This is a genomic window from Staphylococcus agnetis (assembly GCF_011466855.1).
In the GTDB taxonomy this organism is placed as follows: domain Bacteria; phylum Bacillota; class Bacilli; order Staphylococcales; family Staphylococcaceae; genus Staphylococcus; species Staphylococcus agnetis.
In genome coordinates, this window is sequence record NZ_CP045927.1 from 1,355,624 (window position 1) to 1,380,200 (window position 24,577).

23 protein-coding genes are annotated in these 24,577 nt (G+C 35.5%); 4 read left to right on the forward strand and 19 right to left on the reverse strand.

The window, feature by feature from the left end; translation table 11 throughout:
* Nucleotides 1–8 precede the first annotated feature (8 nt).
* The 5 genes from GJE18_RS06700 to GJE18_RS06720 all read right to left on the reverse strand — a co-directional run bounded on the left by GJE18_RS06700 (nucleotide 9) and on the right by GJE18_RS06720 (nucleotide 6,201).
* Nucleotides 9–3,224, reverse strand: a complete 3,216-nt coding sequence (locus GJE18_RS06700; RefSeq protein WP_107368803.1) for a DNA translocase FtsK — start codon at nucleotides 3,222–3,224, stop codon at nucleotides 9–11.
* Between the two features lie 14 nt (nucleotides 3,225–3,238).
* On the reverse strand, nucleotides 3,239–3,838 hold the full coding sequence (gene ytpR, locus GJE18_RS06705) for a YtpR family tRNA-binding protein (protein WP_060551266.1): 600 nt from the start codon (nucleotides 3,836–3,838) through the stop codon (nucleotides 3,239–3,241).
* A gap of 16 nt (nucleotides 3,839–3,854) precedes the next feature.
* The gene (locus GJE18_RS06710; protein WP_060551267.1) at nucleotides 3,855–4,715 is read right to left on the reverse strand and encodes a DUF1444 domain-containing protein; all 861 of its coding nucleotides are present in this window, start codon (nucleotides 4,713–4,715) and stop codon (nucleotides 3,855–3,857) included.
* 92 nt (nucleotides 4,716–4,807) lie between these two features.
* Nucleotides 4,808–5,116 (reverse strand): thioredoxin family protein, encoded by a 309-nt coding sequence (locus GJE18_RS06715; RefSeq protein WP_085622478.1) that lies wholly within the window; start codon nucleotides 5,114–5,116, stop codon nucleotides 4,808–4,810.
* A 14-nt stretch (nucleotides 5,117–5,130) separates the two neighbouring features.
* Nucleotides 5,131–6,201 carry a M42 family metallopeptidase gene (locus GJE18_RS06720; RefSeq protein WP_060551269.1) on the reverse strand — a complete coding sequence of 357 codons (1,071 nt, stop codon included), beginning with the start codon at nucleotides 6,199–6,201 and terminating at the stop codon, nucleotides 5,131–5,133.
* Nucleotides 6,202–6,294: 93 nt separating this feature from the next.
* Between GJE18_RS06720 and GJE18_RS06725 the strand changes: the two genes are divergently transcribed.
* The gene (locus GJE18_RS06725) at nucleotides 6,295–6,621 is read left to right on the forward strand and encodes a hypothetical protein (protein WP_107368801.1); all 327 of its coding nucleotides are present in this window, start codon (nucleotides 6,295–6,297) and stop codon (nucleotides 6,619–6,621) included.
* A gap of 67 nt (nucleotides 6,622–6,688) precedes the next feature.
* On the opposite strand, the gene GJE18_RS06730 is transcribed toward GJE18_RS06725, so the two are convergent.
* The 8 genes from GJE18_RS06730 to GJE18_RS06765 all read right to left on the reverse strand — a co-directional run bounded on the left by GJE18_RS06730 (nucleotide 6,689) and on the right by GJE18_RS06765 (nucleotide 14,597).
* Nucleotides 6,689–7,516, reverse strand: a complete 828-nt coding sequence (locus GJE18_RS06730) for a YtnP family quorum-quenching lactonase (RefSeq protein WP_107368800.1) — start codon at nucleotides 7,514–7,516, stop codon at nucleotides 6,689–6,691.
* 98 nt (nucleotides 7,517–7,614) lie between these two features.
* A complete protein-coding gene (gene trmB / locus GJE18_RS06735) occupies nucleotides 7,615–8,280 on the reverse strand; it encodes a tRNA (guanosine(46)-N7)-methyltransferase TrmB (RefSeq protein ID WP_060551272.1) in 666 nt (221 codons plus the stop codon).
* 14 nt (nucleotides 8,281–8,294) lie between these two features.
* A complete protein-coding gene (locus GJE18_RS06740; RefSeq protein WP_060551273.1) occupies nucleotides 8,295–9,086 on the reverse strand; it encodes a phosphotransferase family protein in 792 nt (263 codons plus the stop codon).
* A 228-nt stretch (nucleotides 9,087–9,314) separates the two neighbouring features.
* Nucleotides 9,315–10,163: a D-amino-acid transaminase gene (gene dat, locus GJE18_RS06745; protein WP_085622474.1), complete on the reverse strand. Its 849-nt coding sequence runs from the start codon at nucleotides 10,161–10,163 to the stop codon at nucleotides 9,315–9,317.
* A 1-nt stretch (nucleotide 10,164) separates the two neighbouring features.
* The gene (pepV, locus tag GJE18_RS06750; protein WP_107368799.1) at nucleotides 10,165–11,574 is read right to left on the reverse strand and encodes a dipeptidase PepV; all 1,410 of its coding nucleotides are present in this window, start codon (nucleotides 11,572–11,574) and stop codon (nucleotides 10,165–10,167) included.
* A 184-nt stretch (nucleotides 11,575–11,758) separates the two neighbouring features.
* On the reverse strand, nucleotides 11,759–12,178 hold the full coding sequence (locus GJE18_RS06755; protein WP_060551276.1) for a YtxH domain-containing protein: 420 nt from the start codon (nucleotides 12,176–12,178) through the stop codon (nucleotides 11,759–11,761).
* A 71-nt stretch (nucleotides 12,179–12,249) separates the two neighbouring features.
* Nucleotides 12,250–12,957: a pseudouridine synthase gene (locus tag GJE18_RS06760; protein ID WP_060551277.1), complete on the reverse strand. Its 708-nt coding sequence runs from the start codon at nucleotides 12,955–12,957 to the stop codon at nucleotides 12,250–12,252.
* Nucleotides 12,957–14,597: a putative polysaccharide biosynthesis protein gene (locus GJE18_RS06765; RefSeq protein ID WP_107368798.1), complete on the reverse strand. Its 1,641-nt coding sequence runs from the start codon at nucleotides 14,595–14,597 to the stop codon at nucleotides 12,957–12,959. The genes GJE18_RS06760 and GJE18_RS06765 overlap by 1 nt, the downstream gene beginning before the upstream one ends.
* 116 nt (nucleotides 14,598–14,713) lie before the next feature.
* Between GJE18_RS06765 and GJE18_RS06770 the strand changes: the two genes are divergently transcribed.
* Nucleotides 14,714–15,976 carry a BaiN/RdsA family NAD(P)/FAD-dependent oxidoreductase gene (locus tag GJE18_RS06770; RefSeq protein WP_165886107.1) on the forward strand — a complete coding sequence of 421 codons (1,263 nt, stop codon included), beginning with the start codon at nucleotides 14,714–14,716 and terminating at the stop codon, nucleotides 15,974–15,976.
* A 42-nt stretch (nucleotides 15,977–16,018) separates the two neighbouring features.
* Here the strand turns inward: GJE18_RS06770 and GJE18_RS06775 are convergent, their stop codons facing one another.
* The 3 genes from GJE18_RS06775 to GJE18_RS06785 all read right to left on the reverse strand — a co-directional run bounded on the left by GJE18_RS06775 (nucleotide 16,019) and on the right by GJE18_RS06785 (nucleotide 20,306).
* On the reverse strand, nucleotides 16,019–16,330 hold the full coding sequence (locus tag GJE18_RS06775; protein ID WP_037565581.1) for a rhodanese-like domain-containing protein: 312 nt from the start codon (nucleotides 16,328–16,330) through the stop codon (nucleotides 16,019–16,021).
* 22 nt (nucleotides 16,331–16,352) lie between these two features.
* Entirely contained in the window at nucleotides 16,353–18,764 is a 2,412-nt protein-coding gene (gene leuS, locus GJE18_RS06780; RefSeq protein WP_107368796.1) for a leucine--tRNA ligase, read from the reverse strand.
* A gap of 360 nt (nucleotides 18,765–19,124) precedes the next feature.
* Nucleotides 19,125–20,306 carry an MDR family MFS transporter gene (locus tag GJE18_RS06785; protein WP_107368795.1) on the reverse strand — a complete coding sequence of 394 codons (1,182 nt, stop codon included), beginning with the start codon at nucleotides 20,304–20,306 and terminating at the stop codon, nucleotides 19,125–19,127.
* A 111-nt stretch (nucleotides 20,307–20,417) separates the two neighbouring features.
* Here GJE18_RS06785 and mnmL point away from each other — a divergent pair, with 111 nt between their 5' ends.
* Together mnmL and mnmM are read left to right on the forward strand one after the other, a co-directional pair.
* The gene (gene mnmL / locus GJE18_RS06790; RefSeq protein ID WP_107368794.1) at nucleotides 20,418–21,377 is read left to right on the forward strand and encodes a tRNA modification radical SAM protein MnmL/YtqA; all 960 of its coding nucleotides are present in this window, start codon (nucleotides 20,418–20,420) and stop codon (nucleotides 21,375–21,377) included.
* Nucleotides 21,374–21,937 carry a tRNA 5-(aminomethyl)-2-thiouridylate-methyltransferase MnmM gene (mnmM, locus tag GJE18_RS06795; protein WP_060551283.1) on the forward strand — a complete coding sequence of 188 codons (564 nt, stop codon included), beginning with the start codon at nucleotides 21,374–21,376 and terminating at the stop codon, nucleotides 21,935–21,937. The genes mnmL and mnmM overlap by 4 nt, the downstream gene beginning before the upstream one ends.
* Nucleotides 21,938–22,034: 97 nt before the next feature.
* On the opposite strand, the gene GJE18_RS06800 is transcribed toward mnmM, so the two are convergent.
* From GJE18_RS06800 to GJE18_RS06810, 3 genes are all read right to left on the reverse strand, one after another.
* Nucleotides 22,035–22,445, reverse strand: a complete 411-nt coding sequence (locus tag GJE18_RS06800) for a transcriptional regulator, SarA/Rot family (protein WP_060551284.1) — start codon at nucleotides 22,443–22,445, stop codon at nucleotides 22,035–22,037.
* Nucleotides 22,446–22,587: 142 nt separating this feature from the next.
* A complete protein-coding gene (locus GJE18_RS06805) occupies nucleotides 22,588–23,541 on the reverse strand; it encodes an L-lactate dehydrogenase (protein ID WP_037565589.1) in 954 nt (317 codons plus the stop codon).
* A gap of 128 nt (nucleotides 23,542–23,669) precedes the next feature.
* Entirely contained in the window at nucleotides 23,670–24,491 is an 822-nt protein-coding gene (locus GJE18_RS06810; protein WP_060551285.1) for an alpha/beta fold hydrolase, read from the reverse strand.
* Nucleotides 24,492–24,577 lie beyond the last annotated feature (86 nt).

A 24,577-nucleotide genomic window follows, 5' to 3' on the forward strand; every position in this document is an offset into this window, starting at 1 on the left:
TTCTATATTTATGAGTCTTGTAAGTCTGCTTCAGTGAGAAAGACATCGCGCGGTTTAGAGCCATTCGCTCCCGAAATATAACCCAATTGTTCTAATTGGTCTATAATACGTGCTGCACGGTTATAACCGATTTGAAAATGTCTTTGAATAAGAGATGTTGAAATGTGTCTCTCTTTAACCATAAATTCACAAACTTCATTGAATAATTCATCTTTCGTTGGTTCTTCAGTTTTCTTAAGGAGCTCTTTTTCTTGAAATAAATATTCAGGTTCTCTTTGTGATTTAATGTATTCCACTACTTCATCAATTTCCTCATCTGAAACGAAAGTACCTTGAACACGAATCGGTTTGTTCATACCTCCACCAAGATATAGCATGTCACCATATCCAAGCAAACGTTCTGCGCCACCACTATCTAAAATTGTACGTGAATCGACGCTTGAAGACACCATGAATGCGATACGTGTAGGAATATTCGCTTTGATTAAACCTGTAATGACATTTACAGATGGTCTTTGAGTTGCGACAAGCATATGAATGCCACACGCACGTGCTTTTTGAGCAATACGTGCGATTGATTGTTCAACGTCTTGTGGTGCCATCATCATTAAGTCTGCCAATTCATCAATGACAATAACGATTTTAGGCATACGTTGATCATAATTCACTTTTTTATTAAATGCTGTAATATTACGCACATGCGTTTGTGCGAACAATTTATAACGCCGTTCCATTTCTTCAACGGCCCATTTTAAACTTTGTGTAGCCGCTTTAACATCTGTAATTACAGGTGCGACTAAATGTGGCAAATCATTATATGGTGCTAACTCTACCATTTTAGGATCAATAAGTAACAATTTTAACTCTTCTGGATGATTTCGATAAAGTAATGATAGTAAAATACTGTTAATCGAAACCGATTTACCTGATCCAGTTGCTCCAGCTATGAGTGCATGCGGTGTTTTTGCAATATCCATTAATAACGGTTCATTATTGATGCGATTACCCATTGCTACTGTCAATTTCGATTCAGCATGTTTAAACGCTGGCGTTTCTAGGATAGAGCGCAAGTTTACTTTTGTTGGATGTTGATTCGGCACTTCGATACCCACTAAACTCGTACCTGGAATAGGTGCTTCTATTCTAATATCTTTTGCAGCGAGAGCCATTTTGATATCATCTTGTAATGCCGTAATACGAGAAACTTTAACGCCTCTTTCCACAGACAGTTCGAAACGCGTTACACTAGGACCCTCAATCACATTCACAACTTCAGCTGGTACATTAAAATAGAAAAATGCATCATTAAGTTGTTGCTTTTTCTCTTCAATCCATGCGTTGTCTTTTTCATGAATTTCAGGTTGATCAAGAAGATCTATACTTGGCAAATTCAACACAGGACCACGGCGAATTTTTTTCTCTTCTTCTTTGGTGTCAGTATTCACTTGTGACGTCGTAACGATTTCTGGACTATGCACACGTTCACTTGATTGTTGTGTGTGGTCATTCTGTATGTTTTGCTGAGTTGCTTGAATATCTCGAGACGTAGTTTGATTCATAGTATTTTTTATCGTTTGACGCTGTAAGTGTTCGTGTTTACGTCGCTCCATCATACGCTTTTTATCTGAAGGTGTCATAACCACATTAAATGGCTTACTTCCTTTACGTATCGGGACTTTATTAGCATTTTGCGTTTGCTTTTGTTCAGGTTTTAAAGGTGGAACAATTTGACGCGCTTCTGTTTTAGTCACTTCTATTTCATCAGGTTGTGTTGTTGAATTTTCTTCTACCCTATCATGAGATAGTTGAGGTACATCGACATTAATTGATGATTCATCTCTTGAATTGCTCTTTTTTGAACCTTCTTGTATATCGTTTTTTATTGTATTAATATTCTCGGCGTCTTCAACGTAATTTTCATTTGATGCATTAAAGGTACGCGCAGACGTATCTGACTGATTATTGGTGTCGTCCAACGGTGACGCTACATCTTGATTAAGATGATCGTCATTTATTGTAATGTCAACATTGTCATTAACTGCTTGTTCATTTTCATCATCTATTACGTTCGAAGTAGAACGATGCGTATTATGTACTTGTTGTGATTTTGTACGCGTTTGCACATCATCAAATTCATATGCTTGGTCATTATCTTTAGTATTAACCTTGTCTGAAGATAATGTTTGTTCCGCATCCGTTTCTAAATGAATTTGACTTAAATCGATTTCTTCATATTGAATATCTGATTCTGTTTGGGCTTGGTCTAATGATTCCACGTCTTCATTGGCCTCAGGTGTCACAGCCTCATTAGGTTCAAGATGCTCTTCTAGGTCCGCTTCTTCATAATCTTTTCCTAACAGTTGACGTGCTTGAGAAGCATGCATTTTATCGATAGCCTTTTGAATGTCCGCATGCGGATCTTCATCCTTTAAAGCGCGTTTATGTTGTAAAGCTTCTTTAAAGCGTTTTTTCTGTTGGATTTTTTTCTCACGTTCTCTTCGAATTTCATCAACAATTTGCGATGCATAAATATTTTCAATATTAATCGTATTATCACGTTTTGAATGATTCGGTGTTTTCTTACGTTCGCCAAGCGATTTTGCAGGTGGTTGCGTTGTTTTAGATCGCGTACCTGGAGGTTGATTTAATCCGCTATTTTTAATCGATTTACGTTCTTGTGTCCCAAAAATTGCAGATGGCACTTCGCTCGCTTTAAATTCAGTCGTTGGCTTAGCATAATTTGCTTTATGAATACTTTTAGTTGTCGTTGACGAACCTTTATAATGGTCCATTTCTTTATGTGGTCGTTGATGATGGGTTTTAGTTGTTTTGTCATTTGGTATTGTACCTTGAAAAAGTTGAGAAGCATGTTGTTGACTTGGACGAGTACGGTTACTTTGATACACATGTGTTGCTTTAGTCTTTGAGAAGCCGTGTGTACGGTGGCGACGTGTCTTTCGATCAACACCGTATGATACGCGCTCAGTACCTTCAATATCACGTTTTTTAAGTGTTACGGAGTCATTTCGCTGTTCTTCCCTATCACTGATATCGTAATCCATTGTAATCGGAAAACGAAATTTCCCACGTGGTCTTTGATATACATCATTCGTTTGTGGAATCAAATCATGTCTCGATTTTTTTGGTACAGTAGAGCGTTTTTTTTCTGAAGATGTACGGTCTGATGGCGTCTCTTCACCAAATAATTTATCAAACCAGCTCATAATACGCCCTCCTTTTATGCATTAAAAAATGATTGACCTGTTTTATAACTATCATCTAAAACCATAATACCTTTTTCTTGAGGTGCATTTGGCAAATTGAGTTCCTTCATTGAGCACACCATACCACTTGAAGCAACACCTCTTAATTCGGCATCTTTGATTAACATGCCACTCGGCATTACTGCGCCCACTTTGGCTACAACTACTTTTTGTCCTGCTTCAATATTTGGTGCACCACAAACGATTTGTAATGTTTCATCACCTACATCAATGTGACACACACTTAATTTATCCGCATCAGGATGCTTTTCTTTAGATTGAACATAACCTACAACAAATTTAGGTGAAAAATCAGCTTCTAATTTAAAGTTAATATTTGACTGATCTAACAATTTTTGAATATCTGTCGCATGAGCTTCACTGAATGTAATATGTCCATTTCCCTCAATAGTAAGATGTTGATCTGCATTAAAAATATTTAATCCAACAACGTTATTGTCTTTTTTAATCAATACAACATCGTTGATTTTTTCATATTCAAAAGGCCCATCTACCGTTTCAATTTGTAAAAAGGCTACATTGCCAACACCTTTGGGATTATAAAATAAATTCATGTTCTTCATCTACTCCTTATTTGCGGTTCTTTTGATCTTGGGATGCACCTAAATGTTGAATGACATTTGGTGATGCATTCGATTTTTGTTTATTATTTTTACCTAAAATAAATATAGGTTCAAAACGGCCATTTTGATAACTTAATGACAATGACGTAATAGGAACTAGACCATTAGTGAAAAATTCCATCGTCATATGTGCCATAATATCATAGCCAGTTTTATTTCTTATATCTGCAATAATTAACACATCTTGATGAGGTACTGCGACTAACATTTCGCCTTCCATGCGTTGTTCAAACTCAGATAATAAAGTTGCGTTTAAAATCCGACTAGCATCGTAACCATCATTTGTGTTAATAAAATAAAATATATTACCTTGAACTTCATCCGCTTTATACGAATTACTCAGTTTACGCACATTAAATAATGCCATCTCTTTAAGTTGTTGTTGTGTCAATTGTAATTCACTCATTAATGCATCATCAATCAATCGATACGATTTACCTAAATCTAATGCATAATAAATTCTTGTTTCCGCCGTATGCGGTTCGGTAATAAATGCATGACCTTCTTTAGTTTTGGTAGGAAAACTCGTTGCACGGATGACTGGCATAATTCTTTTCTCATTTAACGTTTTATGCGCTTCATCTTCCATTTGATGTATCGTTTCTTCTACATAATATATGATTTCATCAATGATTTGCGCTTGACCTTTATTGTATTTAGCTACAATAGGAGATAATTTTACAGTAACTCCTTTGTGATTGTCTACACGATAAATTCTTAGTGATTCTTGATCACGATTGAATTGATAATTCACATCTAAATGCGTTAATCGTGATTTTATAGTATCTCTCATTTTAAAGACATTCATGTTTTCACTCCTAAATACATGCCTTATATTAGTTTACAATAAAAATACCCTCAGGACTAGAGAAAAACCATGTCCTAAGGGCGAAAAAGTCATTAAAATTGTGATAAAAATCCATCAATTTGTTCTATTGATTTTCTTTCTTTACCAATATAATCTCCTACGCGCTTCCCATCTTTATACATTATAAAACTTGGGATACCCATAACGCCTTCTTTTATCGCTAAGTCAATATGCGCATCTCGATCGACCGCAATAAAATCGAAATTTTGATATTTTGATTCCAGTTTAGGTAAATCTGGTTCAATGACACGACAATCCGGACACCAACCAGCTGTGAACATAAATACTGTTTGTGATTGGGCATATTGTTGATATTCCGTTTCATTCTGAATCGATTTCATAACTTATACCTCCTTTAGTCCTCATATTGTAATTGATGAATGACATTATCGTCTAGTTGTTGAATTGCATAATACAACCAATTTTTAGCATTCTCATAATCTCTTATATCAAATACAGCATCTGTACTATGAATATAACGAGCACATACACCAATCACTGCAGTTGGAACACCTGTTAACGCTTTATGTATGACACCGCCATCAGTACCTCCTGGAGAGATATAGTGTTGGTATGACACACTGTGCTTGTTTGCTACATCTAATAAATATGATTTGAACGCGGGTTTCAATAACATCGTACCATCTTTAATTCGTAATAATGCCCCCGCACCTAACTCACCTGAAAGACCTGACTTCCCTTTCATATCATTAGCCGGGGAACAATCAACCACGAAAGCAACATCTGGTTGAATTAATTGTGTTGCGGCTTCCGCACCACGTAAGCCCACTTCTTCTTGGACATTTGCGCCCACATACAAGTCAAAATCTAATTGAACATCATGAAGTGCTTCGAGTATTTCGATGGCTAATACACAGCCGTAACGATTGTCCCAAGCTTTGGCAGCGTATCGATATTGTGATAATTGCAATAATTCGGTATCCGGAACAATTGAATCACCTATCGTTATCCCCCGCGCATATACCTCTGACGCATCTTCAGCTCCTATGTCGAGTAATAAATCTTCAATTTTAGGTGTACTTTCTTTACCCGTTTGAAAATGTTTTGGAATATTAGCGACTACCCCAGTAATTTCATCGCCTTCACCGGTTTTAATTTTTAAACGTTGACCTTGCCAAATATCACTTGCCACGCCACCTAAAGGTGTAAACTTAATAAAACCTTGTTTGGTAACTTCAGTAATCATAAAACCAATTTCATCCATATGTGCTGCTACCATCACTTTTGGTGCATTAGATTGCTGACTCTTTTTCACACCATATATGCCACCCATTTTATCTCTCACAAATGTATCGACATATGGACGCATTTCATGTTCTAAGTAATGACGCACAGGTGTCTCAAAGTTGGGAGCACCATGCATTTCAGTTAATGATTTAATACGCTCCAGCGTTTTTTCGTTCATGCCTTTCACTCCTTTAAAAATAATTCACTTTATTACAGTATATCACTTAAATTATGGTAAACTGTAGCTAAGTCTTTCAAGGAGGAGATCGCAATGTTAAACAGAAAAAATTGGCCATTACTGATACCAATTGCGATTGGCACATTGTTAACTGGAAGCTATTTTTATGTTCTTCATCTTGAACGTGATCGCAACCAGCCACCTCATGATGTATTAGAATCCGTTAAACAATACTTTAATAATGTTACAGGTTCTTATATTTTATATGAAGTCGTTCAATTTCATAAGGAATTAGATACTTATTCAGCCTATAAGGGTGGCATTACGACGACACGAAATGATGTGACACATCACTATACGTTTTATGCAAATGCTAAGACTGGAGAAATATTAGATATTACTGAAAATCAAACGACTTAAAATAATCGCGTTAGTAAAGAAGACATCGTTTTTAAAAAATGTCACACTCTACTAACGCGATTTTAATTTATTCATTTCTTTTGATTACTTCTTGAACCTTTTTACCATCCTCAGAAAGTTTAATCGCAAAGTTTGATACATCATGATAAAACAGTATCCAATACCCTTGTGCGGCATATTGGCGCGTCAATCGTTCTTTTTCACGTATAGACTGCATTGGATAATCATCATATGCGGTTACCCATAATGAATTAATATGAGCAGAAGTTGACAAAATATCCGCCATATGAACAGCATGTTCGCTGTCACTATGAATTTCAATAATACAATGCCCAAAACTATGTCCACCTGTATGCTTCATAGTAATACCAGGGTAAGGTTCTATCTGATTTTCAAACAAAATCAATTTAGATTCATAACCTCCCCTATTTTGAGGCCAATACGTAGCTTGACTTCTTATGTTAGGACTGATAAATTCATGCCATTCATCTTGTTGCACATAATGCCAAGCATTAGGGAATGTCGCATTACCGTTAGAATCCGTAAGACCCGTCGCATGATCAAAGTGCATATGTGTCATCAATACTAAATCTATATCCTCAACGGTTAATTGATACTTAGCTAAATCAGTTTCAAGTTGACTTTCATTTCGAACGCCGTAATTACGGTGTTGCTTTTCAGTTAGTTTGCCACTACCAATGCCAGAATCAATAATAATATTTTTATCTCCAGTACGAATTAAAATAGGATGCGTCACAAGTGGGACTTGATTTTTATCATTCACGGGATATTTTTTTGTCCATAATGGTTTAGGCACGACACCAAAAATAGCGCCTCCATCCATTTGTGTATGACCACCATTTAAAGCATTAATTTCAAACGATCCAATTTTCATTAAACTCTCTCCTTAAATAAAAAAGTGAGACACGAATCAAATCATGTTTATTTGATTACAGTATCTCACGTTTGAGTTTATAAATCATGTCAAAAATCTTAGTCTTGATTTACAAATTCAGAAAAATTGTGATGAAATTTAGCTTCCATACGGTAAATTCGTGATCCTTTTTCTGAAAACTTGTGTTCATATTCAGTTGTGATATTCTCACCATCATCTTCTTGATGTAAATGTAAATTGATTTTTGTAAAATACATTCCAAATTGCGACATGCTTTCTAAACTGTAGGCATATAATCCACGATTATCCGTCTTAAAGTGTATAGCACCATCTTGATTTAAAATTTGTTTATATATTGACAAAAAGCGATGATTTGTCAAACGACGTTTCGCATGTCTCGTTTTAGGCCAAGGATCAGAGAAATTTAAATAAATTCTATCGATTTCATTAGGTTTAAAATAATCAGTTAACACTACCGCATCATTACATAATAATTTGATATTTGTAAGATTAAGTTCACGCACTTTATCTAATACACGAATCATTACATTTTTATCACGCTCAATGGCAATATAATTAATGTGAGGGTGCTTTGCTGCTAATGAAGTGATGTATTTACCCATACCTGATCCAACTTCTATATGAATCGGTTGTTCTTTATCAAACCATTGCGTCACTTGATGCTTATGCACACAATCTAAATCCACAATATTTGCATGCTCTCTTAAGTAAGTTTCGGCCCAAGGTTTATTTCGCATTCTCATGATTCTTTATCTCCTTAAATAAACACATCGCTCTTCATCACAGCATGCAAAAATTTGAGCCATGTATTCATATCTTTAAAACGTTTATGTTCTTCATTCCATTGCACCATTCCAATAGATTGAATCACAGTATACCATTTCATTCGTTTTTTTAAATTCATCGTTTCTTTAACATCATAAATTTCGAACCAAGAAGACCATTCATTTTTTGGAACGTAATTGTATAACAGCATACCTATGTCAATTGCTGGGTCAGCTATCATAGCACCTTCCCAGTCAACTAAAAAGAGTTCATCTTTATCAGAAAGCAGCCAGTTATTATGATCAACATCACCGTGAACGACCGTATAAGATCTAGGATCGTATTCTGGTACATGAGATTCTAAATAACTTAACGCATGTCGAATGATATGATGCGTTAATACATCGCTAGATAACGACGCATTGATTTTATGTAACATGATATCAGGTGTAATCGGTGTCATTTCCATGCGCTTTAACATCGTTAAAAGTGGACGTGATTGATGAATTTTCTTCAGTAAGTGGGCAACGCGGTGTTGATTCATTTCATCAGCTTCAAGCTCTCGGCCATTTTTCCAATGTTGTGCAGTCACAACTTCACCAGTTTCTATTCTTTTCGTCCATACAAGCTTCGGCACAATCCCTTCTGCAGACAATGCTGCAATAAAAGGGTTAGAATTACGTTTTAAAAATAATTTCTGTCCATCTTGTTCCGCCATATAAGCTTCACCTGATGCGCCACCAGCTGAATCGAGCGTCCAACCTAGTTGATAGAACTGCTCCACAACACGTTCACCTCACTTTCAAAAGAGAAAAGGCTCTAGAAAAGAAATTCAAGAGCCATATTAATAACAATTATTTACTACTTCAACGTTCCAATTTTTAATTAGCACTCATAAAAGATTTTATAATTATTAGCCACTTTTTTCAACCAAAAATGAGACACTAAAGGTCACTTTTTTCTATTTTAAAATGTTAATGTTCAATTCATTAAGTAATCTTATATTAACACATTATTCGGAATGTGAATGGATATATTTTTCAAATCCTTTTTGTAAAGTACGTGTGATTGGACCTACTTTGCCATCAGCCACCGATTCACCGTCAATTAAAACGACAGGCATCACTTCAACTGATGTACTAGATATGATTACTTCATCTGCTGATTTTAAGAAATCCACTGTAAAAGGTGCTTCTTTAAACTCAATGTTTTCATCTTCACATACCCATTGAATTACTCGACGCGTAATCCCATTTAAAATAAAGTTGTTTGCTGGATGCGTATGAACGACACCATCTTTAATAGCATAAACGTTACTTGACGCACCTTCAGTGACAATATCACCACGATGTTGAATGGCCTCTTCGGCATTGTATTTTGTAGCGTATTCTTTCGCTAGTACGTTACCTAAAAGATTTAAGCTTTTAATGTCGCATCTTAACCAGCGAATATCTTCCGTTGTTACTACAGCTACGCCCTCATCTAAAGCTTTGAAAGGACGATCATATGATTTTACAAAGCCAGTTAAGACAGGTTCAACACTTGGCGTAGGAAAAGCATGGTCTCGTGGTGCTGCACCACGTGTTACTTGTATATATACCCCACCATTTGTGACCTTATTCACTTGAGCAAACTCTCGTACAAGTGTTGTAAGTGATGCTACAGTGTGATTTAAATCTAAACCGATTTCACTTGCACTTCTTAATAGACGTTCAAAATGTTCTTTTGCTGTAAATAATTTGCCATCATATATGCGTACATATTCATAAATGCCATCGCCAAAATTGTAACCGCGATCATTGTAAGCAACTTTAGCATCTTGCTCATCAACGAATGATTCATTTAATAAAACTTTTGTCATATTATCCCTCCACGCAAATTGAATAAATTGCTTCTAAATAGATACTTGTAGCGTCAAATAGTTGTTTCTTACTAATGTATTCATTTTTTTGATGCATTAAATCCTCTGAGTCTTCAAACATCGCACCAAATGCCACACCTTTTTCAAGGTTTCGTGCATAAGTTCCTCCACCAATCGTGAAGGATTCACGTAAGTCGCCAGTTTGATTGCGATATGCTGTTAATAATTTTTGAACAAATGGATCTTTAGGATCCACAAAGTGTGGTGTTTGTATCTTTCCAACATTGATTGAAAATCCTTGTTGCGCGATTTCGTTCTCAAATTTATGAATGGCTACCTCGAAATCAAAACCTTCAGGATATCTTAAATTAATTCCAAATTGTCCACCAGAGGCCTTAGTATATTGAATCACACCAATATTAGTTGTTAGACTGCCCATTGCCTCTGTGTGGAAACGCATTCCCATTTTTTCTCCAAAATGAGATTCATATAAATAACGGTCACTAAAACTAGCCCAATTTTTTGCATTGAGGTCTAATGTTAACGAATTGATAAAATGTATTAAATGCAAGCCCGCATTAATACCAATTGAAGGATCCATTCCATGTACAGCTTTACCTTCCATTGTAAGTTTTAATACGCCACTATCTACTTCATGATTACCTTTTAAATGATGCTGTGAAAGATATGCTTCAAATTGTTGAATACAGTCGGTCATATTTTCTTTTACCAACAAGTTTGCTTCAGCATAATCTGGTACCATATTATAGCGCTCGCCAGATATAAAACTTAATAACTCCACTTCAGGTTCATCATCATCAGACGAAAGTTGAGTTTGTTGAATATCAAATGTAGTTATTCCTTTTTCACCATGGATAAGTGGGAATTCCGCATCAGGTGCAATTCCTATTGTCGGCATTTCTTCAGTTTTAAAATAACGTTCTGTACATAACCAATCGGATTCTTCATCTGTGCCTAAAATGATATGAATGCGTTTTTTCCAATCCACTTTCATATCGTTTAAAATTTTAACTGCATAATAAGCAGCAATTGTAGGACCTTTATCATCTAATGTCCCTCTAGCAATAATTTTATCTTCAGTAACAACAGGTTCAAATGGATCAGATGCCCACCCATCTCCAGCAGGTACGACATCCACATGTCCTAAAATACCAAATAAATCATCACCTTTACCTACTTCGATGCGCCCTGCAATGTGATCTACATCAAATGTTGTAAAGCCGTCACGTTCAGCTAAGCTATACATATAATCTAATGCTTCCCTTGGACCAGGTCCCACAGGCGCTTCATCCGTTGCATGCGCATCATCACGTACAGATTTAATAGCAAGTAATCCCTTTAAATCTTCTACGATTTCTGATTCATATTCACGTACTTTATCTCTCCACATGTGATCATCTTCCTTTTATGTATTATGAGTCCTATTTTACATGATTTAAGTTATAAACAACAGTAGAACCCCTAATATTATTTTAATTTTTCTGAAAACAATATCGTTAGCGACACTTACGATATTAAAAAAAGACGTAAAAAAACTAGGACATCTATATGCGTCCTAGTTGTAGGTTAACTGATTAATGAGAGCCGTTATTTTTATTAGATTTTAAATCTTCTTCAGTCACGACACGCAAATTGTTAGAAGGGTCACCGCCACCTTCGTCATCAAATGCCGCTTCTCTTTTACTATCATGAGAAACGTAACCACTTTGAGAAAACTGATCCTTTTTTTGATTAAAAAATGCTTTAGGGTCTTGCTTTGCTTCATTCATATAAGCTTTCGGATCTGCTTTAACTTTGTTAAATTCTTCAGTAGCTAAAGAACTGACTTGCGTAACTTTTTCACGCGCATTTTGTTTATAGCTTTCAGGATCTTCTTTATATTTATCAATTTCTTGTTTCAATACATCGCGATTTTGCTTTTTTGATAACACAACCGCTAATGCTGCACCACCGATACCGATGATTGCTCTTAGTAAATTAGTTGACTTCGCCATTTTAATCACCTCTTTAAATTCTAACTATACCATACCCACCTCTAACGATATCAAACATTTAAAATACATTTTTAGATGGATTTATCTTTTAATCCTAAAGCTTCGAAATCACTTAAAGTTAATTTTCTATATCCGCCAGGCTCTAAAGATTCATCTAAAAACAAGTTTGCTATTTTTACACGTTTGAGATAGATCACTTCATTATCCACACTATGAAACATACGCTTAATTTGATGAAATTTTCCTTCTGAAATCGTCATTAACGCTTCAAAAGGATTTAAAATTTCAAGGGTTGCAGGTTTTAATACCCCTTCTTTTAACGTAACGCCTTTTTTAAACACCTCAACATCCTTTTGCTGAATCGGATATTTAGTTTTTACAAAGTAGGTTTTCGGTACATGTTGATTGGGATTCATCAATTTATGATTAAATTGGCCATCGTTTGTAATTAGTAATAGTCCTTCAGTATCTTTATCTAAACGACCAACAGGAAATAAATCTAAATGTGCGTACTCTTTAATTAAATCAATAACCGTTACATGGTCGTCATCCTCAGTTGCTGAAATTACATTTTGAGGTTTATGCAACATGATATAAACATAGGGTTCATAATGTATCACCTCATCGTGTACTTTAATGACATCTGTATGTGGATTAATTTTTATTTTAGCTGACTTTATGACTTGGTCATTTTGTTGGACAAATCCTTTTTTTATCAACGCTTTGACTTCAGTACGTGTACCTATTCCCATTTGAGATAAAAATTTATCGATTCTCATTATAAAAAGCTCAATCCTAACTTACGGCGTATTTTATTTGGTAATTCACCTAAAAACTTATCCGCTAATCGTGTACGCATCGTTATAGAACCATATATCAATCCACCGACAATCACACACATAGTTGTAATCAATAATGCACCGATTTGAGACGCTGGTGAAATAAATAATTGAAGTATGAAATATGTGATTTCAACACCGATCATCATCATAAATCCTACTAATAATATTCGACATACGTCGAAAATAGTGTCTTCAAATTTGAACTTAGCATATTTCTTCAGCACGATTAAGTTACAAACTATCGCAAACGTTAATGCAAGGCATGTACTCAATATCGCACCAGCAGTATGCATTAAAAAGATGAGCGGTGTATTTAATACGAACTTAATAATGACAGAGCCAACTACAATAAATACAGTGAGCTTTTGCTTATCAATCCCTTGTAACATAGAAGCTGTCACGCTGAGTAAGGAAATTAATATCGCAGCAGGTGCATAATAAAACAATAATCTACTGCCGTCATAACTGAACTCATAAAAAACGGTATAAAGGGGTGTCGCTAACGCCATGATACCTAAACTTGCAGGGACGGTAATAAACATTAATACACCTAATGACGTACGAATTTGCTTATGCATTTCTATATAGTCCCCAGATTCATAGGTTTTTGTAATGTAAGGGATTAAACTAATGGCAAAACCAGCAGCTAACGATGTGGGTATCATCACAATTTTATTCGTCGTCATATTTAACATCGTAAAGAACATATCTTGTAGTCGTGGTGCAAATCCAGCCATATTTAACGCATTATTATGTGTAAGCTGATCCACAATTATAAATAACGGGAAATTCAAGCTAACGATAACAAACGGAATACTATAAGAGATAATTTCTTTATACATTTTACCGTAAGAGACATCAATGCCCGTTGTATCAGATTCTACCATCTTTTGAATATGAGGACGTCGTTTAATCCAATACCACCAAAGCGTTAATAATCCCGCGATGGCCCCAATTGCAGCTCCAAAGGTTGCGATGCCATTTGCAAATAGAACTGACCCTTGCGCGACATTTAAAACAATATAACTTCCAATTAATATAAAGAGAATTCGTGCGATTTGTTCAGTTACTTCTGAGAGTGCAGTAGGTCCCATTGATTTATATCCTTGAAATACCCCTCTCCAAGTCGCAAGTAACGGAATAAAAATAACCACAAAACTAATTGTACGAATAATTGAAGTGATTTCTGCCACTGTCCAACCATCAGCATCATTTGTATTGTTAGCGATTGTAATAGATGCAATTGTTGGAGACAGCAAATATAAAATAATAAACCCTAAAATACCTGTAATACTCATTACAATAAAACTTGATTTATATAATTTTTGACTTACACGATATGCACCAATCGTATTATATTTGGCAACATATTTCGATGCAGCAAGAGGAACCCCTGCAGTAGCTACTGCAATCGCAATATTATAAGGACCGTAAGCATAGTTAAAAGGTGCTAAATTATCAGCGCCACCTATAATTTTGTAAAAAGGAATAATGTAAATGATTCCTAAAATTTTAGTGATAAGTATGCTTACTGTTAGAAGAAAGGTCCCTCTGACTAATTCTTTATTTTCACTCATAGTTCAACCTACCTAACGTACTAATTTCAAAAATAAATTATAACACAATATGGTTATTATACACGTAAACGTATTATGTTAAAATCGTTATATCAAGAACAAGGAGAATTCATACTATGTGTTACCAAACTATTGTCATTGGCGGTGGCCCAAGTGGCTTAATGGCAGCTATTTCAGCAAGCGAACAAGGACAACGCGTATTATTATTAGAAAAGAAAAAAGGTCTCGGTCGTAAATTAAAAATATCTGGCGGCGGACGTTGTAACGTTACAAATCGCCTACCTTATAATGAAATTATTAAACATATTCCAGGAAATGGGAAATTTTTATATAGTCCTTTTTCCATTTTTGATAATGAGTCAATTATCACCTTTTTTGAATCTAAAGGCGTTCCATTAAAGGAAGAAGACCATGGTAGAATGTTCCCTGCTAGCAACAAATCTGAAGATGTGTTACAAGCGCTTGTCACTACACTAAAACAACAACGTGTTGAAATTAAAGAAGTAACAACGGTGGTTTCAACTTCAAAAAACGATCAACAATTATTCGAAGTCGTTACAGACGATCAACGTACTTACCTCGCCAAATCATTAATTATTGCAACAGGCGGCACTAGTGTTCCTCAGACGGGATCAACTGGTGATGGCTATCGATTTGCAAAAATGTTCCATCACACAATTACGGATCTTTTCCCTACTGAAGTGCCTATTAAATCTAGCGCATCATTTATTAAAGCAGAGACACTTAAAGGATTGAGCTTGAAAAACGTTGCATTATCCGTACTTAAGAAAAATGGAAAAAAACGCATTACACATCAAATGGATATGATTTTTACACATTTTGGTATTAGCGGTCCGGCTGCATTAAGATGTAGTCAATTTGTTTACTACGAACAAAAACAACAAAAACAACCTTCAATTGACATGCACCTTGATGTTTTTCCGGAAATGAATGAAACTGAACTTAGAGAAAAAGTTAAGGCATTACTCCAATCAGCACCGGATAAAATTATAAAGAATAGTTTACATGGCTTAATCGAAGAACGATACTTGAATTTCATGTTATCACAAGCTGATATTCAACTAGATACGACCTATCATCATTTAACATTACAACAGTTGAATCAATTGGTCCATCTGTTAAAAAACTTTACTTTTAAAGTCAACGGGACACTTTCAATTGACAAAGCCTTTGTTACTGGCGGCGGTGTATCCATTAAAGAAATTGTACCTGCTACTATGGCGTCAAAATTGACACCTGGCCTCTTCTTTTGCGGAGAAGTATTAGACATCCATGGGTATACAGGTGGCTATAACATTACGAGTGCACTTGTAACCGGTTATGTCGCAGGGTATTATGCCGGCTATCATACGATTTAATAAAAGACGTGGTGAATCGCATTGATTCCCACGTCTTTAATATTAAATACGTTTAAATTCTAATCCTTCACTACCCCATGCTTTCATACCGCCTTCAATATTAACCGCATCGATATGATGATCGAGCAAATATTCTGCTACCTTCGCACTACGCACACCACCAGCACAAACAATATAATACGTTTCTTCATTATTAAAATCGTTGATGTGGTTTGGAATGTCGTTCATAGGGATATGTTTCGCATTGGGAATCATTCCCATAGTTACTTCTTCGTCTTCACGCACATCAATTACGTTCACAACATCATGGCTTAATAGTAAAGATTTTAACTCGTCAGTCGTTATTTCTTTCATTTCTGAACATCCTTTCATCTATCTATTTCGCTACAATATTGACAAGTTTTTGAGGAACCGCAATCACTTTCTTAATCTCTTTACCCTCTATCGCACCTTTTATGTTTTCATTATCAAGTGCTATTTGTTCCATTTCTTCTTTTGTTGCATTTTTAGAAATTTCTAATTTAGCACGAACTTTACCGTTGACTTGGACAACAATTTCAACCATATCACCTTCAAGTAATTGCTCATCATAACTTGGCCAAGGTTGATATGTGATGGTACTTTCATGCCCTAAAATTGACCACAATTCTTCACCTAAATGAGGCGCAATTGGCGCTAACATTTTAACAAATCCTTCAATATAAGATTTATTTATTTTGTCAGCCTTATAACAATCATTGATAAATACCATTAATTGACTGATCGCTGTATTAAAATTCAACGTTTCAAAGTCTTCTGTCACTTTTTTCACAGTTTGATGATACGATTTTTGTAATTCAGGCCTCTCTTCATTCACTACTTTTGCGCTCAATTGATGTTGATCAGTTACCAGTAAACGCCAAATACGATCTAAAAATCGTCTTGAACCATCAAGCCCATTTTCGCTCCAAGCAATAGATGCGTCTAATGGACCCATAAACATTTCATATAAACGTAACGTGTCAGCGCCATGTGATGCAACGATGTCATCAGGATTTACGACATTTCCTTTTGATTTACTCATTTTTTCATTACCTTCACCAAGAATCATCCCCTGATTGAATAATTTTTGGAAAGGTTCTTTTGTAGGTACAACACCAATATCATAAAGCACTTTATGCCAAAAACGAGCATATAATAAGTGTAACACTGCATGTTCTACGCCACCGATATACAAATCAACAGGTAGCCAATGTTTTAATTTTTCAGGGTCTGCTAACATTTGGTCATTTTTAGGGTCAATATAACGTAAGTAGTACCAACAGCTACCTGCCCATTGTGGCATCGTATTCGTTTCACGTCGACCTTTCATACCTGTCTCAGGGTCGACCACATTGACAAACGATTCGATATTCGCTAAAGGAGATTCACCAGTACCAGATGGTTTAATTTCATCCGTTTTAGGAAGAAGTAATGGTAATTCGCTTTCAGGAACCGTTGTGATAGAACCGTCTTCCCAATGAATTATTGGAATTGGTTCACCCCAGTATCGTTGGCGGCTGAACAACCAGTCACGTAATTTATAGTTAACTTTTTTCTCACCTAAACCTTTAGCTTCTAACAATGCGATCGCTTTTGACATTGCATCTTTATTATTTAAACCATTTAATTCATTCGAATGAACGTGGCTACCGTCGCCACTATAAACACCATTCGTTAGTTCACCTTCGATAACATATTTGACAGGTAAATCAAACGTTTGCGCAAATTCAAAATCACGTTCATCATGACCTGGAACAGCCATAACAGCGCCTGTGCCATAAGTCGATAATACATAATCAGCAATCCAAATTGGTATACGCTCGCCTGATAAAGGGTGAAGTGCATAAGCACCAGTAAATACACCTGTTTTTTCTTTAGCCAAATCCGTACGTTCTAAATCTGATTTTTTAGCCGCTTCTTGTTGATATCGTGTTATTGTATCAAGATGTTCTGGCGTAGTAATTTGATTTACTAATGTATGCTCAGGACTAAGTACTAAAAATGTTGCTCCGTAAATAGTGTCTGGGCGTGTTGTAAAGACGTCAATCTTGTCTTCACTTTGCTCAACTTTAAATGAGACTTTAGCTCCCTCAGAACGACCTATCCAATTACGTTGCATGTCTTTAATTGATTCTGGCCAATCTAACGTTTCTAAATCTTCTAATAGTCGATCTGCATAGGCAGTAATTTTTAAAACCCATTGTTTCATAGGACGACGAACAACCGGGTGTCCACCGCGTTCTGACACGCCATCTACAACCTCTTCATTTGATAAAACCGTGCCTAATGCTTCACACCAGTTTACTGGAATCTCATCAATATAAGCTAAACCTTTTTTATATAATTGAATGAAAATCCATTGTGTCCATTTATAGTAATCGGGGTCCGTTGTGCTAACTTCACGATCCCAGTCATAACTAAAACCTAGTTCTTGAATTTGACGTTTAAATGTTTGAATATTTCTTTTTGTAAATTCTGCAGGACTGTTACCTGTATCTAAAGCGTATTGTTCAGCTGGTAAGCCAAATGCGTCCCATCCCATTGGATGCAAAACATTGTACCCTTGCATACGTTTATATCTAGAAATAATATCTGTAGCCGTATACCCTTCCGGATGACCTACATGTAAACCTGCGCCTGATGGATATGGAAACATGTCAAGTGCATAAAATTTCTTTTGACCTAAATGATCTTCAGTTTTAAATGTTTTATTTTCGAGCCAATAGTTCTGCCACTTTTTCTCAATTTCTTGATGATTAAAATTCACGACAATTCCTCCTAATTAAAAAAACACCTCAACCAATTATGTTTTTATAAAAAAGGGACGATTTTCACCGCGGTACCACCCTCGTTCACTTGTGTGCGCTTCATTACATAATGGATTGAGATGTCATTAAATTATATTTGATATACGGCAAGTTCATTCATCGTATAACGTTAGTTTTCAGCACCACTAACTCTCTGTAGAAATACCAATGAATTACTACTCCTTGATTTATTTTATTAGCGTAAAACAAATCCTTGTGTTCATCGAAGCAAGATACAATAACTTGTTGAGACGTGCTTCTCATATGATTTAATACTATCATATGAAATTTATTACGATTATGCAAGCTAATAACGATACTTAACGGTATAACATTTTCTTGTCAATACGTCTATCAAATATAGAGATAAAACCAATAGAAATCATTAACAAGCCTATCATAAATAAAAACATCACTTGCATATTAAATACATCTACGAGTATACCACCAATTAATGGTCCAAAAGCTTTGCCAACAGTAGATGCAGAGTTAACTATCCCTTGATATACGCCTTCTCTACCTTTAGGAGACAAGGTATTTGCAATTGTAGGTACTGCTGGCCACACAAACATTTCAGCAAATGTTAATATCACCATTCCAACAATAAACATTGTAAAACTTTGCGCAAAGCTAGTGACAAAAAATGAAATAATAAATACGCATACGCCCACATAAAGTTGCTTTTTAAGCTGACCTTTAAGAATATGAATAATAGGTGTGATTAAAGGTTGCCCTAACAGAATAAGCAAACCATTAATTGTCCACAATAAGCTATACTGACTCATTGAAATTCCAATTTCTTGAGTGAATGAAGCTATTGTCGTTTGCCACTGTACGTAAGCTATCCAACAGATTGCAAACATGACACATAGTAAAATTAATGCATTGAAATGTTTTTTATTTTGCACATGCGTCATACCCTCTAGCGTTTCCGCAGTTTTAACGGTCGCATGATATTCCATTTTAAAGTTAAACATGGCTACAACAAAAAATATTACGTACATCATGAGATTCGCTAAAAAGATATAATTAAAACTTAGTTCAGCTACAAATCCACTTAACGCAGCGCCTACAGCAACGCCTATATTTTGTGCTAAATATATCGCGTTAAATGTTTGACGACCACCACGCGGCCATACAGCACCAGCCATTGCATAAATTGCAGGAATAATCATGCCACCACCAAATCCTAAAATAATCAACCACAGCGCATACCATGGCCACCCATGAAAAAAGTTCAATCCAGCAGTTGCGAATAAACTTATCCACGTCCCTAGCATAATCGTTTTGTATCCACCTAAACGATCAAATAATGAACCCCCTATTAAATTACCAGCGACCATACCAAAAGCATTTACCATTAATACAATCCCCGCAGTACTTAAAGACTTCCCTAAAACTTCATTCATATAGATTGTATTTAATGGCCATAAAAAACTGGCACCTGTGATATTAATAGCCATCCCTATCACAAGCCACCAAATTTCTTTCGGCATTTTCATATGTGCGACACCTCTTTATTTCTTTGTCTTTATTTTTTCACTATAACACGTCCAACGTAAAATATGTTAAAATCTTGAAATACATTGTATATAGAAAGGAAGTTTCACCAAATGGGTAAATACTTTCCCTACGCTTTTGAAAACAAAAGGTATCATACGCTAAATTATCACCTTAAGCAACACTTTGGTCAAAAAATTTTCAAGGTCGCATTAGATGGTGGTTTTGATTGCCCTAACCGAGATGGTACCGTTGCACATGGGGGATGTACATTTTGTTCAGCCGCTGGGAGTGGTGATTTTGCTGGAAATCGTGCTGATGCAATTCATGTTCAATTCCAAAAAGTCAAAGACCAGATGCATGAAAAGTGGCATGAGGGTCAATATATTGCCTATTTTCAAGCTTTTACAAATACGCATGCACCCGTACATGTTTTACGCGAAAAATTTGAAGCTGCATTAAATGAAGAAGGTGTAGTTGGGCTTTCGATTGGAACGCGTCCAGATTGTTTACCTGATGATGTTGTGGAATATTTAGCTGAACTTAACAAACGCACCTATTTGTGGGTCGAACTTGGTCTTCAAACCGTTCATCAAGAAACCTCAGACCTTATCAATCGCGCACATGACATGGCGTGTTATGAAGAAGGTGTTAAAAAGCTGAGACAGCACAATATTAATGTATGCAGCCATATTATAAATGGCTTACCTGGTGAAAATTATGACATGATGATGGAAACCGCACGCGTCGTTTCGCATATGGATGTTCAAGGTATCAAAATACATTTACTTCATTTATTAAAAGGCACACCGATGGTAAAACAATATGAAAAGGGACACTTACAATTTATGACTAAAGAAGAATATATTAACTTAGTTTGCGATCAACTAGAAATTATACCACCGTCTATGATTGTACACCGAATTACAGGTGATGGTCCTATTGATTTAATGGTAGGTCCGATGTGGAGTGTAAATAAATGGGAAGTTTTAAATGAAATTGACGCTGAATTAGAACGTAGAAATACTGTGCAAGGTCAAAAATTTAAAGCTAATGGGAAGGTTATTAGATGATAGTTCCACGTGTCTTACCCTTTGCAAAGTCATTAATTATGTCACATGTCCAAAAAGACAGTGTCGTCATAGATGGTACATGTGGCAATGGCTATGATACAGAGTTTCTAGCACAATGTGTTCCGGAAGGACATGTTTATGCATGCGATATACAACCTCAAGCAATTGAAAATACGCGTCAAAGAGTGTCATCATATTCAAACGTTTCCGTCATTCATACTGGTCATGAACTTATCACTGAGCATATGGAGACATCCCATCAACATAAAGTTAGCGCAGCGTTATTCAATTTAGGCTATTTACCTAAAGGAGATAAAACCATCGTTACACATGCAACAACTACTATTAACGCATTTGAAAGCATATTCAAACAGTTGCGTCCAGAGGGCATCATTGTTTTCGCCATCTACCCAGGACATCCTGAAGGTTTTGAAGAAAGCAAGCAGTTAAATGCTTACTTTGAACAATTAGATCAAACCATCGCACACGTTATTAAATATGAATTTATCAATCAACAAAATCATCCACCTTACATTATAGGTATAGAAAAACGGAAGTGAGATTAGGTCTCACTTCCGTTAATTCTTTTAAGTTAACACAAACTCATGCGAATTCTTTACTATGAGATACGTATTTTCCGTTTCCGCATACTACGGGTTATAATTCGCATCCATTTATTATGGAATGAAGTTGATTTGTTAAATTGTCTTGTCGTTTTTCAATGGCAGAACATGTAAAATCAATTAATTCTTGTTTATTTTGTGCTTTGTTCTCATTAAAGTGGATAATCACAGTGCGTTCATCATCTGAAGGGCGTTCTTTAACAATCCATTTCTTTTCTACTAAATTGTTAAACGTTCTTGTTCGTTTATAAGCTTTTACTTTAACGTATTTGTCCATGTCTTTGAGCGTCATTGAACCTTTATCCCACAATGTGAGTAGAATCAGAAATTCTTCTTTTGATAAATCAAATTGCTTATCAATTTCATCAAAGATAGCTTCAACTTGCTTTTGTAGATTATCCAAAAGAACGATATCACTTACATCATATTTTGATTTTTTTACCATGATTAAGCCTCCATTATAGATTATCCTTTATAATTGATACATTATTCATTATGATATGTGTACCCTAATCATGAAAAGCTTAATCATATGAATTCATCAAACTATGAACTTATGTCCTTATTATTTAATATTCACTAAAGCATTATTCGAATAAATATTCAATAGAATCTTGCATGTCTTTTAACACTTTACACGATTTCGCGAATTTTTCTTTTTCATCATCATTTAAAGGTGTTTCAATAATTTTCACAGCACCTTCACCATTGATTAGTGTAGGTACACCTGTATATACGCCTTCATGACCGTATTCACCTTCAAGATAACTTGAAACAGTTAAAACAACATTTTGATTGCGTAAAATCGCTTTAGAAATATGCATTAATCCCATTGCAACACCATAATATGTCGCACCTTTTGCTTTAATAATGTCATACGCAGCATCACGTGTTTGAACATAAATGTCTTCAATGAGATGACTTTTTTCTGGATCTTTTTTCAATTCATCATATAATGATACGCCTGCAATTGTTGCACTAGACCATACCGGTACTTCAGAGTCACCATGTTCACCAATAATATTAGCATGTACACTTGAAGGTGCTACATCAAATGCCTCACTTAAAAGATGTTTGAAACGTGCTGTATCTAAAATCGTACCTGAACCAATAACTTTATGTTTAGGTAAACCAGAATATTTTAAAGTTACATACGTTAAAATATCTACAGGGTTCGCTGCAATTAAGAAGATACCATCAAAACCACTGTCCATAATAGAAGTAATAATACCTTTATATATCTTTGCATTTTTTTCAACTAAATCAAGACGCGTTTCTCCAACTTTTTGAGGTGCCCCTGCACAAATTACGATTAAATCTGCATCGCCACAATCCTCATATTTACCTGCTTTTACTTTTACTGGAGACATTGCATAAGGTGCACCATGGTTTAAATCAAGTACGTCACCACGTACTTTATCTTCATTAATATCAATGATGAGCAATTCATCTGCCACACCTTGACTTACCATAGTAAATGCGTAACTAGCACCTACTGCACCATTACCTACTAAAACAACTTTGTTACCTTTTTTTGACATACTGACACGCTCCTATCTACGAAGTCCTTTAATCAATTATGTTTTATGTGATATTTTTCACATTATTAATTTACCACGAATTCTATTTGCATGCAATATTTTACATATGATTGTCATAAGCATGTCACTTATAACGTTTCTTGATCTTCAACAACAAAACCCGCAGCATATACCCGATTATTTAAAAAACTTAATACATAACGCATCACAGCTTCACGCTCTGGTTCATTATGGATTTCATGTACCATCTCAGGCCATGCTTTGTAGTACATTTCATCACACATACATTGACGTATTACCTGTTGTGTAACGGTTACATCCGACAACGTATCATGCGTACCATACATTACACATAGAGGCATTTTGGGTAGCTGATTCAAATGGTCTAGTGTTTTTTTCATCGCCTGAACGACTTGTTTATACCAATGGTAGCTCACTTTTTTGAGCATTAAGGCATCTTTAGCTGTTTCTTCTTGAACTTCTGGATTAGTCGTTAAAGTTTCAATATTAAATCCTAACTCAAATTTAGCGCTTTTAGACACATCACCAATATGTGACGTTACCATATGTTTTCTCGTTTGATTGGTTTGATGAAATGCAAATAATGGAGAAAGTAAGACAAGCCCCTCTAAATGCAATTCAAATTTTTCTAGTACATTGACCGCTATAAGACCGCCCAATCCTACTCCAATAATAAAAGTTGGCAAATGATATTCTTCAGCAATTTGGACCCATTCTAGCACACGTTCTTGGTACACATCAAAATGTTCAATTTGCCCTTTTTTTGTGCGAGAACTTTGTCCTTGTCCAGGCAAATCACCCATAATGACATGATATCCATTACGACGTAAATGCGTGATTACATAAGCGTAGCGTCCAGTATGTTCTAGCATATTATGTATTATAACGACGACACCTTTTGCTTCATTTTCTGTTTCCCATTTCCACATACGATTTGTTCCTTCCTGTTTCAGAAATCTTTATTTTCATCTTATCAATTCTTGCCAAAATGCGCCATCAAATACAAAACGTACGT